This is a genomic window from Polaromonas sp. (assembly GCF_030689685.1).
Classification (GTDB): Bacteria; Pseudomonadota; Gammaproteobacteria; order Burkholderiales; family Burkholderiaceae_C; genus Polaromonas.
The window spans coordinates 19,940-29,930 of sequence record NZ_JAUYEY010000076.1 but is presented as its reverse complement, the minus strand read 5'-3'; the positions used below and the strand labels follow the sequence as shown (position 1 = coordinate 29,930).

The following is a 9,991-nucleotide window of genomic DNA, read 5'->3' as shown; positions in this document are numbered from 1 at the left end:
AACTTTGGAGCAAAACCCTGAAACTGTGCGCACCATTGTCTCTTGGGATTGGATTGTGAGCTCCTTGATTACTTCATTTATGAAGTAGAAATGGAATTATTCAGCGCTTCTTTAGCTGCTTCCCGGCTCGCGCCTGGCGCGGGCGCGAGCCAAAGCAGCCTCAATCACGGCCCGTTTCTGCTCCAGCACGAGAGGGTTGGTGTGCTGGGAGTGCCCCGGCAGGTCGGCCAGCACAGCCTGCGCTTTTTCTTCAAGCCTTTTCTGGTTCCGGCCCACATCCGCCATGCGCCGCATGTTATGGATTTCATAGCGATTTCGGGCCTGGGCTGCATCGGCAGGCGACCAGGCGGCCCATCCGGTGTGCCCGCCGGTGACGTTTTCAAGGCTGATGCAATCGACCGGGCAGACCGGAATACACAGCTCGCAGCCGGTGCAATACGGCTCTATCACGGTGTGCATGAGCTTGTTGCTGCCAACGATGGCGTCGGTCGGGCAGGCGTCCAGGCACAGCGTGCAGCCTATGCACCAGGCTTCGTCGATGACGGCCAGGTGGCGCGGGCCTTCGCTGCCGTTGTCGGGATTGAGCGGCAGCGCTGGCCGGCCGGTGATCGCCGAAAGCCGGCGTATGCCTTCGGCGCCGCCCGGTGGGCACTGGTTGATGTCAGCGTCAGCGCCACTGATAGCCTGCGCGTAGGTCGCGCAGTCCGGGTAGCCGCAGCGCGTGCACTGGGTTTGCGGCAGCGCGGCGTTGATCCGCTCAGCAAGCAGGTTCACGGCGCGGCTAGCCAGGATTATTTCGAGGTTGCGGTTTTCCGGGTGGGGCGCGGAGCGGCCTTTTTTGCAGCCGTTTTCGCGGCCGCGCGGGGCGCTACTTTTGCTACTATGTTGATAGCAGTTTTCGCCCGTTTGGCGAGGGCTCCAGGCTCATTGTGCTCAAGAATGAAGGCCTTGACCTGGGGGTAGACAATGTCGCGCCAGCGGCGCCCGCTGAAGATGCCGTAGTGCCCCGCCCCTTTGACTTCCAGGTGTTTCTGGCGTGCCTTGGGCACGTTGTGGCACAGGCCGTGGGCCGCTTCCGTCTGGCCGGAGCCGGAGATGTCGTCGAGCTCGCCTTCAACCGTGAAGTGGGCCGTGGTCGTGATGTCCTCGGGCCGTACGCGCTCAAGCTTGCCAGTGATGGACTTCACGTCCCAGGTGCCGTTGACCAGCTTGAACTCCTGGAACACGGTCTTGATGGTGTCCAGGTAGTAGTCGGCGTCCATGTCCAGCACGGCGTTGTACTCATCGTAGAACTTGGTGTGCGCCTCGGTGCTCGCGTCGTCGCCCTTGAGCAGATCTTTAAAGTAGTCGTAGTGGCTGCTGGCATGGCGGTCCGGATTCATCGCGACGAAGCCGGTGTGCTGCAGAAAGCCGGGGTAGACGCGGCGGCCGGCGCCGGGGAAGTTGCCCGGCACCTTGTAAATCACATTGTTCTCGAACCACTCGTAGCTCTTGTTCATGGCCAAGTTGTTGACCGCTGTCGGGGACTTGCGCGCGTCGATCGGCCCGCCCATCATGGTCATGGACAGCGGCGTGGTTTCGCCCCGGCTGGCCATCAGTGATACGGCGGCCAGCACCGGCACGGTCGGCTGGCAGACGCTGATGACGTGGCAGTTGCCGTAGATGCCCTGCAGGTGGCCGATGAACTCCTGCACATAGTTGACGTAGTCGTCGAGCGAGAAGGAACCGTCAGACAGCGGTACGATGCGGGCGTTTTTCCAGTCGGTGATATACACCTTGTGGTCCTTGAGCATGGTTTTGACGGTGTCGCGCAGCAAGGTGGCGTAGTGGCCGGACAGCGGCGCCACGATCAGCACGGTGGGCTGGCCCTTGAGTTTGGTCAGCGTGGCCGGGTCGTCGGTGAATCGCTTGAAACGGCGCAGTTCGCAAAATGGCTTGTTCAGCTCGATCCGCTCATGGATGGCAATGTTGGTGCCGTCCACGTCCACCGTGGTGATGCCGAACTCTGGTTTTTCATAATCCTTGCCCAGCCGGTAAATCAGGCTGTAGCCGGCCGAGATGCGCTGGGCCAGCGGGTTCTGGCCGAAGGGCGAACTCGGGCTGCTGTAGATTTTGGCAGCGGCCTGCGCGAAGTCGACAAAGGGCTCCATCAGGGAGCGCTGGGTTTCATAGACTTGATAAAGCATGCGGGAGACCTTTGGCAACGAGATATGTTGCAGTGCAACAAATAATAACAGGTACGCTTATCATTGAATGGAGGGCAAACACCAATAAAGCAAGGGTTCTGCCGCTCCTCAGCCCTTGTTTTTTACCTTCTGCGGATACTTACTGGAAACTTGCCGTGCAACTGGATTGTTTATGACCGAGATCACCGGCGCTGCGCCGCAGGACCCATGGGGTTCACTGAAAAAATCCGACCGCATGCCGGTTTTGTTTGTCGGGCACGGCAGCCCCATGAACGCCATCAGCGACAACGAATACAGTCGCAGCTGGCAGGCGCTGGGTGCCCGGTTCGGCGCCGACTACCCGCCGCCGCAGCTGATTTTGTGCATTTCGGCACACTGGCTGACCGAGGGTTGGTGGTTGACGGCGATGGACCAGCCCAAAACCATCCACGACTTCGGCGGTTTTCCGCAGGAATTGTTCGACCAGCAATACCCCGCGCCCGGTGATGCAGTCGCCGCGCGCGCCATCAGCCAGCAGGTCAGGCAGCGGGCATCAGTGCCGCTGGGCCTGGACACCGAGACGTGGGGGCTGGACCACGGCACCTGGGCGGTGCTCAAACCGATGTTTCCCGATGCTGCCATTCCCGTGATGCAGCTCAGCATGGACTACAGCCGCGCGCCCGAAGAACACTATGCGCTGGCCAGGCAGCTCAAGGCCCTGCGCGAGCGCGGCGTGTTGATTGTCGGCAGCGGCAACATCGTGCACAACCTGCGCCAGGCCCAGCGCGGCGCGGCCGGCCACCAGGCCTACGACTGGGCGCTGGAGTTCGACCAGACAACGGGCGGCCACCTGCAGCAGGGCAACCTGGACGCATTGCAGAACTTTCTGAAGCTGGGCCAGCTCGCCAAAATGGCCCACCCCACACATGAGCACTACCTGCCGCTGCTGTATGCGGCCGGCGCGGTGAATCCGGGCGAACAGCCGCAATTTTTCAACACCAATTTCCAGCTCGGATCGATCTCCATGCGATCCGTGGTCTGGGGCTGAGGACCTTTACACCATGCCAAGCCGCCAAACCGTGCAAGCCTTCATCGCCATGGTGGAGCAGGGCCACTACGTCGAAGCCATCGAGCAGTTTTATGCGCCCGACGCCAGCATGCAGGAAAACAGTCAGCCGCCGCGCCGCGGCCGCGACACGCTGGTCACTTACGAGCTCGCAGTGATCGCGGCCTGCCGCGCCATGCGCACCTTGCCGGTTGAATCGTTTCTGGTCGATGGCGACTTCGTCGTGATCCACTGGGTGTTTGAGTTCACCCGGCATTCGGGCAAAACCATGCGCATCGACGAACTGGCGCATCAGCGTTGGGAAGGCGAAAAAATCGTTGAAGAACGCTTTTTCTACGACCCCGTGGCGGCGGTCGGAGAGTGAGACTTCTCTCGACTGCTATTAATTCAGGAGCTGTCTGCGCCTGTCCAGCATGGGCTACAGGCCTATTTAGCTTATAAATCCCGCCAAACTCAACCCGTGTCCAGGTTATATGCGCTGTATGGCATAAATTTAGAACAATATATTCTTTTGAGTTTTAAAGATGACTCCCCAAAATGCATTTTTTGAATATGCATGCACAGGAGTCACCATGAAAAGCCTCTCATCCAGCAATAACTCCCCCCGGCTTTGAAGGTCGGGTCGGGCAAAGTGCGTTTCATCATCGTTCCCGGCTGGCGCGACTCTGGCCCCGGCCACTGGCAAAGCCTGTGGGCCAGGCGACTGGACATTGCGGTGCGCGTCAAGCAGGACGACTGGATCACGCCTTCGCGCAAGGCGTGGGTCGCCACACTGGCGCAGACCATCCTGCTGCAGCGCGAACCGGTGATCATCGTGGCGCACAGCCTGGGTTGCATCGCCACTGCGCACCTGCCGGCCGAAGCCAGCGCCGCGATTCACGGCGCCTTGCTAGTCGCGCCCGCCGACCCGGAACGGCGCGCCATCCTGAGCGACTTCGCGCCCGTGCCCTACCAGAAGTTGCCTTACCGCAGCGTGCTGGTGGCCAGCAGCAACGACCCCTGTTGCCCGGTGCGCCTGGCCGGTGCCTATGTGCGGGCCTGGGGCAGCGAGTTCGTGCGCATCCAGGACGGTGGTCACATCAACATCGAATCGGGCCATGGCGAATGGCCGCTCGGCGTGGCCCTGCTGCAGTCGCTGGCCGTTGACCTCAATGTCGCCTCCCGCCTGCATTCACCTCTTTCTTCCTCTTCTTCGTTTACTTCTCCCTCTGTTCCCCTGGAAACTGTATGACCAACAAAATCAAACTCGCCCTCGCTACCATCGCCCTGGCCACCGGCGGCCTCGCGTCCGCCCAGACCCTGCTCAACGGCTCGTATGACGTGGCGCGCGAGTTTTACAAGGACTACAACGCAGCCTTCATCGCCAACTACAAGAAAACCACCGGCAAGGACATCAAGATCGACCAGTCGCATGCGGGCTCCAGCGCGGTGGCGCGTTCGGTGGCCGACGGCCTGGACGCCGACGTGGTGACCATGAACACCACCACCGACATCGACTTCCTGGCCGACAGGGGCCTGGTAGCCAAAGACTGGACCCAACGCTTCCCCAATGACGCGTCGCCCACCACCTCGACCATGGTGTTCCTGGTGCGCAACGGCAACCCCAAGGGCATCAAGGACTGGACCGACCTCGTCAAGCCCGGCGTGCAGGTGATTGTGGTCAACCCCAAGACCGGCGGCAACGGCCGCATGGCCTACCTGGCGGCCTGGGGCTCGGTGCGCAAAAGCGGCGGCAGCGATGCGCAGGCCGCAGAATTTGTCGGCAAGCTTTATAAAAATGTGCCCATCCTGGCCAAGGGCGGCCGCGACGCGACTTCCATCTTTCTGCAGCGCAACACCGGTGATGTGCTGATCACCTTTGAATCGGAAGTCCTGTCGGTGAACCGCGAATTCGGCGAAGGCAAGGTCGATGCGGTTTACCCCTCGTCCAGCATCGTGGCTGAAAACCCCATCGCCGTGGTGGAGCGTACCGTGGCAAAGAAGGGTACGGGCGAACTCGCCAAGGCCTACCTGAACTACCTGTATTCGGACGAAGGCCAGGAGATTGCGGCCAAACATGCACTGCGCCCGCGTTCGCAAACCGTGCTGAAAAAGTACGCGGCACAGTTCAAGCCGCTGCAACTGTTCACGGTCAAGGACTATTTCGGCTCGCTCGGTGAAGCGCAGAAGGTCCACTTCAACGACGGCGGCCAGTTCGACCAGCTCTACACCGTTCGTTAAATCATGGCCGCAATCGTTTCTCCGGCGCGGCCTGCTGCCGCCGTGCCGGTCCGGCGTGCCTCGAAGAAGGTGCTGCCGGGCTTCGGCCTGACGCTGGGCTACACGCTGTTCTACCTCAGCATCATCGTGCTGATTCCGCTGTCGGCACTGCTGTTCAAAACCTTCTCGCTGACATGGGAGCAGTTTGTGACGGCGGTGACCTCGCCGCGTGTCATGGCGTCCTATCGCCTGACTTTTGGCGCTTCGCTGATCGCTGCGCTCGTCAACCTGGTGTTCGGTCTGCTCGTGGCCTGGGTGCTGGTGCGCTACAAATTTCCGGGAAAAAAAATCGTCGATGCGCTGGTGGATTTGCCGTTCGCCTTGCCGACTGCGGTGGCCGGCATCTCGCTGACGGCTATCCTGGCCGGCAACGGCTGGATCGGCCAATACATTGAGCCCCTGGGCATCAAGCTGGCCTTCACGCCGGCCGGCGTGGTGATCGCATTGATCTTCGTCGGCCTGCCGTTTGTGGTGCGCACGGTGCAGCCAGTGCTGGAAGACGCCGAGAAGGAGCTCGAAGAAGCCGCGACTTCGCTGGGTGCGACACGTCTGCAAATTTTTACCAAGGTGATCCTGCCGCACATCACGCCGGCGCTGCTGACGGGTTTTGCGATGGCGTTTGCGCGCGCCATCGGTGAATACGGCTCGGTGATCTTCATTGCCGGCAACATGCCCATGATTTCCGAGATCACGCCGCTGATCATCATCGGCAAGCTGGAGCAGTATGACTACGCTGGTGCCACCGCCGTGGCGGTGGTGATGCTGGTGATTTCTTTTGTGCTGCTGCTGGTCATCAACGGCCTGCAGGCCTGGCAGCGGCGTAATGCGGGAGCGCCCGCATGAGCGCAAACCTCCAAAACAAGGCCAAGGCCAGAGCGGGCACCACGGAATCGCCGTGGGTGCGCTACACCCTGATCACGGTCGCGCTGATCTTTGTGCTGCTGTTTCTGGTGCTGCCGCTGGCCGCGGTATTCACCGAAGCACTGCGCAAGGGCTTTGACGCGTACTGGGCCGCCTTGAAGGAGTCCGACGCTTGGTCGGCCATCCAGCTCACGCTGATTGCTGCAGCGATTGCCGTGCCGCTGAACCTGGTGTTCGGTGTTTCGGCCGCCTGGGCGATTGCCAAATACGAGTTTCGCGGCAAGTCGTTTTTGACAACCCTGGTGGACCTGCCGTTTTCGGTCTCACCGGTGGTGGCTGGCCTGATGTATGTGCTGGTTTTCGGCGCCCAGGGCTGGTTCGGGCCCTGGCTGGCGGCCAATGACATCAAGGTGATTTTTGCGGTGCCCGGCATTGTGCTGGCCACGGTGTTCGTGACCTTTCCCTTCATCGCGCGCGAGCTGATCCCGCTGATGCAGGCCCAGGGCAGCGAGGAGGAGCAGGCCGCCATCGTGCTGGGCGCCACCGGCTGGCAGACCTTCTGGCATGTGACCCTGCCCAACATCAAATGGGGCCTGCTGTATGGCGTGATCCTGACCAATGCGCGCGCCATGGGCGAGTTCGGCGCGGTGTCGGTGGTGTCCGGCCACATCCGCGGGCAGACCAACACCTTGCCGCTGCATGTGGAAATTTTGTACAACGAATACCAGTCGGTGGCTGCTTTTGCGGTGGCCTCGCTGCTGGCCTTGCTGGCCCTGGTCACGCTGCTCATCAAGTCGGTGGCCGAATGGCGCGCTGCGCAAGAGCAAAAGTCGGCGGCTGATCTGCCGCCGGAGCGGCCTCGTCTTGTTCCCTCTCCCTCCGGGAGAGGGCTAGGGTGAGGGCAGCCTCTACCCCTCTAGCCAGCGAAGACCCTCACCCCCACCCTCTCCCACCGGGAGAGGGAGAAAGAAAAATCATGAGTATTGAAATCCGCAACATCAGCAAACACTTCGGCAACTTCCAGGCACTGGCTGACGTGAGCCTCGACATTGAATCGGGCGAACTGGTCGCCCTGCTTGGCCCCTCGGGCTGCGGCAAGACCACCTTGCTGCGCATCATCGCCGGGCTGGAAACGGCCGACCAGGGAAGTATTTTGTTCAGCGGCGAAGACACGACCGATGTGCATGTGCGTGAGCGCCAGGTTGGTTTTGTGTTCCAGCATTACGCCCTGTTTCGCCACATGACGGTGTTTGAAAACGTTGCTTTCGGCCTGCGGGTCAAGCCGCGCGGCTTGCGCCCCAGCGATGCCGAGATCAAGAAAAAAGTGCATGAGTTGTTGGGCCTGGTGCAACTGGACTGGCTGGCCGACCGTTTCCCGTCGCAGCTCTCGGGCGGTCAGCGCCAGCGGATTGCGCTGGCACGCGCGCTGGCGGTCGAACCCAAGGTGCTGCTGCTCGACGAGCCTTTCGGCGCGCTCGACGCCAAGGTGCGCAAGGAGTTGCGCCGCTGGCTGCGACGCCTGCACGACGACCTGCATGTCACCAGCATTTTTGTCACCCACGACCAGGAAGAGGCACTTGAAGTCGCCGACCGCGTGGTGCTGATGAACCAGGGCAAAGTCGAGCAGATCGGCTCGCCGCAGCAGGTCTGGGACCATCCGGCCAGTCCCTTTGTGTATGGCTTTCTCGGCGATGTGAACCTGTTCCAGGGCCGCGCCCATGAAGGCAAGATCCAGCTCGAAGGCATGCGTCTCGATTCGCCCGAACACAGCGCTGCGCAGAACGCGAAGGCCTTTGCCTACGTGCGCCCGCACGATTTCGACGTGCAGCGTTATTCACCCGGCGCCGAAGGCATTGCCGCGCAACTGAGCCGCGCGATTGTGATCGGCCCGATTGCCCGGCTGGAGCTGATTCCCTCCGAAGACAGCGGCCAGGCCGACCCGTTGATTGAGGCGCAGATCCCGTCGCAGCAGTACCGCGACATGGGTTTGCGCGAAGGCGACCTGTTGGTCTTGAGCCCGCGCCATGCCCGGGTGTTTGTGGATGCGGGGGAGGGAATTAGAGGGGGATAAAAAAAGACTCTGCCGACATGGACTTAGGAGGACGCCTACAAACCGGGAGCTGACCCACAGGGAAAATTTATTCAAAGTTGCTGCTTCAACAGGCCTTTCACTGGTGAATCAGGCTTTTAATTCCTCAGATCAACAATTTTTTTACCGGGAGTCCCCACATGCTGAAAACCACCCTCGCTGTCGCATTTGTTTCTGTCAGTGCACTGGGCCTAAGCGCTTGCGACGTCAAAAAAACCCAGGAAGGCAACATAACTGTGCCTAAAGTTGAAGTCACCAAAACCCAGGAGGGTGACATCACGCTGCCCAAGTACGACGTCAAGACACCGGACGTCAAAGTCGGTACAACCGAAAAAACCGTGGCTGTTCCTACCGTCAAGGTGGAAGAGAAAAAAATCGAAGTGCCCACTGTGACGGTGACGCCGGCCAAGTAAATCCCGTCCTGTGTTGGTTCAAGGTGCCGCGCGGATTTTCCGTGGCGGCACTTTTTGTTTCAGCCCGCCAACGGGCGCTTGCCCGAGCCGAGGGCTCCCCTGTCGGCAGGGAACTTATCAGCGCCTAAACTCACGAACTCGGACAATTGCCATATTGAGATTTAAAGGACCGTGATGTTGTTGACGTATTTCGAAGCCGCACCGCGCCGCGTGCTGGCGCTGGTGTCCGTGGGCTGTGTCGCCATGCTGGCTTTTGGCCTGTACCTGCAGCATGTGCTTGGGCTGGAGCCTTGCCCCATGTGCATCGTGCAGCGTTATGCGCTGATGCTGGTGGCGATTATTTCCGGCATCACGGCGTTGGCGAATAAAAAGGGGCTGCTGATGGCGGGCTCGGCGGTGACATTGCTGGTAGCTGGCTTTGGCGCCTTTGTGGCGGCGCGTCAGAGTTGGCTCCAGTGGTATCCACCCGAAGAAGCCTCTTGCGGCCGCGATTTTTACGGAATGATCGAGATGTTTCCGCTACAGCGCGTGATTCCGATGATTTTCAAGGGCAGCGGCGACTGCACCAAGATCGACTGGACTTTTCTGGGCCTGTCGATTGCCAACTGGTCGTTTCTTTTTTTCGTCGGCATCGCGCTGGTGATGCTGGCCTTGTTGCTCGTCCCCACGCGCGCGACAGGGCGCAAGCCAGGTTGATGGGGCTCAGGGTGGCAGCGGCGCCACCCTGGCCGGCATCAGCATGATTTCAACGCTGCCTTTCGGGTGATTGCTCCTGAGCCGCAGCTCATCATGGCTCAGGCTCAGGATGTCCACCTTGTATTCCTGTGATTCCTCGACCATCCTGAGCACGCCTTCCTTGTAGGTCCAGGCACCGAAGGCGGCCTTGCTGTTGGGTGAAGTGATCACCAGTGTGCCGTCGGACAAAAACACGTACAGCATGCCCGGAGCCACGCCGGTGGACAGGTTGACCTCCCACACCTTGTTGATGAAACCTGGCTTGACATTGGACGGCGGGCCTGCCGGCGGGTAGGCCGCAGTCGTGTCAGGGCCTTTGGAGCAAGCCGCAGCCAGCAACAAGGCCGCGATGCCGCCAGCCCGCCGGAGCGCAATTTTCATTGTGTGTGACTCCAAAAACATT

Annotated in this window: 12 protein-coding genes; 9 read left to right on the top strand and 3 right to left on the bottom strand. The window is 60.7% G+C overall.

Annotated features, from left to right (window positions below):
* Nucleotides 1-111: 111 nt before the first annotated feature.
* Entirely contained in the window at nucleotides 112-774 is a 663-nt protein-coding gene (gene rsxB, locus Q8O29_RS16880; RefSeq protein WP_305564879.1) for an electron transport complex subunit RsxB, read from the bottom strand.
* A gap of 17 nt (nucleotides 775-791) precedes the next feature.
* Nucleotides 792-2,186, bottom strand: coding sequence for a polyhydroxyalkanoate depolymerase (locus Q8O29_RS16875; protein WP_305564877.1), 1,395 nt, complete (start codon nucleotides 2,184-2,186; stop codon nucleotides 792-794).
* 172 nt (nucleotides 2,187-2,358) lie between these two features.
* Between Q8O29_RS16875 and ygiD the strand changes: the two genes are divergently transcribed.
* The 9 genes from ygiD (at nucleotide 2,359) to Q8O29_RS16830 (ending at nucleotide 9,549) form a co-directional block, all read left to right on the top strand.
* Nucleotides 2,359-3,213: a 4,5-DOPA dioxygenase extradiol gene (ygiD, locus tag Q8O29_RS16870; RefSeq protein ID WP_305564875.1), complete on the top strand. Its 855-nt coding sequence runs from the start codon at nucleotides 2,359-2,361 to the stop codon at nucleotides 3,211-3,213.
* A gap of 13 nt (nucleotides 3,214-3,226) precedes the next feature.
* A complete protein-coding gene (locus Q8O29_RS16865) occupies nucleotides 3,227-3,595 on the top strand; it encodes a nuclear transport factor 2 family protein (RefSeq protein ID WP_305564873.1) in 369 nt (122 codons plus the stop codon).
* Nucleotides 3,596-3,862: 267 nt separating this feature from the next.
* Nucleotides 3,863-4,462, top strand: coding sequence for an alpha/beta hydrolase (locus Q8O29_RS16860; protein ID WP_305564871.1), 600 nt, complete (start codon nucleotides 3,863-3,865; stop codon nucleotides 4,460-4,462).
* Nucleotides 4,459-5,451 (top strand): sulfate ABC transporter substrate-binding protein, encoded by a 993-nt coding sequence (locus Q8O29_RS16855; RefSeq protein ID WP_305564869.1) that lies wholly within the window; start codon nucleotides 4,459-4,461, stop codon nucleotides 5,449-5,451. Before Q8O29_RS16860 ends, Q8O29_RS16855 begins: the two co-directional genes overlap by 4 nt.
* 3 nt (nucleotides 5,452-5,454) lie before the next feature.
* Nucleotides 5,455-6,333: a sulfate ABC transporter permease subunit CysT gene (cysT, locus tag Q8O29_RS16850; RefSeq protein WP_305564867.1), complete on the top strand. Its 879-nt coding sequence runs from the start codon at nucleotides 5,455-5,457 to the stop codon at nucleotides 6,331-6,333.
* Nucleotides 6,330-7,250 carry a sulfate ABC transporter permease subunit CysW gene (gene cysW, locus Q8O29_RS16845; protein ID WP_305564865.1) on the top strand — a complete coding sequence of 307 codons (921 nt, stop codon included), beginning with the start codon at nucleotides 6,330-6,332 and terminating at the stop codon, nucleotides 7,248-7,250. The genes cysT and cysW overlap by 4 nt, the downstream gene beginning before the upstream one ends.
* 77 nt (nucleotides 7,251-7,327) lie before the next feature.
* The gene (locus Q8O29_RS16840) at nucleotides 7,328-8,422 is read left to right on the top strand and encodes a sulfate/molybdate ABC transporter ATP-binding protein (protein ID WP_305564863.1); all 1,095 of its coding nucleotides are present in this window, start codon (nucleotides 7,328-7,330) and stop codon (nucleotides 8,420-8,422) included.
* 158 nt (nucleotides 8,423-8,580) lie between these two features.
* Nucleotides 8,581-8,853, top strand: coding sequence for a hypothetical protein (locus Q8O29_RS16835; RefSeq protein ID WP_305564861.1), 273 nt, complete (start codon nucleotides 8,581-8,583; stop codon nucleotides 8,851-8,853).
* A 174-nt stretch (nucleotides 8,854-9,027) separates the two neighbouring features.
* The gene (locus Q8O29_RS16830) at nucleotides 9,028-9,549 is read left to right on the top strand and encodes a disulfide bond formation protein B (RefSeq protein WP_305564859.1); all 522 of its coding nucleotides are present in this window, start codon (nucleotides 9,028-9,030) and stop codon (nucleotides 9,547-9,549) included.
* Between the two features lie 6 nt (nucleotides 9,550-9,555).
* Here the strand turns inward: Q8O29_RS16830 and Q8O29_RS16825 are convergent, their stop codons facing one another.
* Complete coding sequence (locus Q8O29_RS16825) at nucleotides 9,556-9,969, bottom strand: hypothetical protein (RefSeq protein ID WP_305564857.1); 414 nt, start codon at nucleotides 9,967-9,969, stop codon at nucleotides 9,556-9,558.
* Between the last annotated feature and the right edge of the window lie 22 nt (nucleotides 9,970-9,991).

Coding starts and splice junctions, on each gene's coding strand:
- Q8O29_RS16865 (WP_305564873.1), top strand. CDS start 3,227: ATGCCAAGCCGCCAAACCGTGCAAGCCTTCATCGCCATGGTGGAGCAG.
- cysT (WP_305564867.1), top strand. CDS start 5,455: ATGGCCGCAATCGTTTCTCCGGCGCGGCCTGCTGCCGCCGTGCCGGTC.
- Q8O29_RS16875 (WP_305564877.1), bottom strand. CDS start 2,186: ATGCTTTATCAAGTCTATGAAACCCAGCGCTCCCTGATGGAGCCCTTT.
- Q8O29_RS16830 (WP_305564859.1), top strand. CDS start 9,028: ATGTTGTTGACGTATTTCGAAGCCGCACCGCGCCGCGTGCTGGCGCTG.
- Q8O29_RS16855 (WP_305564869.1), top strand. CDS start 4,459: ATGACCAACAAAATCAAACTCGCCCTCGCTACCATCGCCCTGGCCACC.
- Q8O29_RS16825 (WP_305564857.1), bottom strand. CDS start 9,969: ATGAAAATTGCGCTCCGGCGGGCTGGCGGCATCGCGGCCTTGTTGCTG.
- Q8O29_RS16835 (WP_305564861.1), top strand. CDS start 8,581: ATGCTGAAAACCACCCTCGCTGTCGCATTTGTTTCTGTCAGTGCACTG.
- ygiD (WP_305564875.1), top strand. CDS start 2,359: ATGACCGAGATCACCGGCGCTGCGCCGCAGGACCCATGGGGTTCACTG.
- Q8O29_RS16840 (WP_305564863.1), top strand. CDS start 7,328: ATGAGTATTGAAATCCGCAACATCAGCAAACACTTCGGCAACTTCCAG.
- cysW (WP_305564865.1), top strand. CDS start 6,330: ATGAGCGCAAACCTCCAAAACAAGGCCAAGGCCAGAGCGGGCACCACG.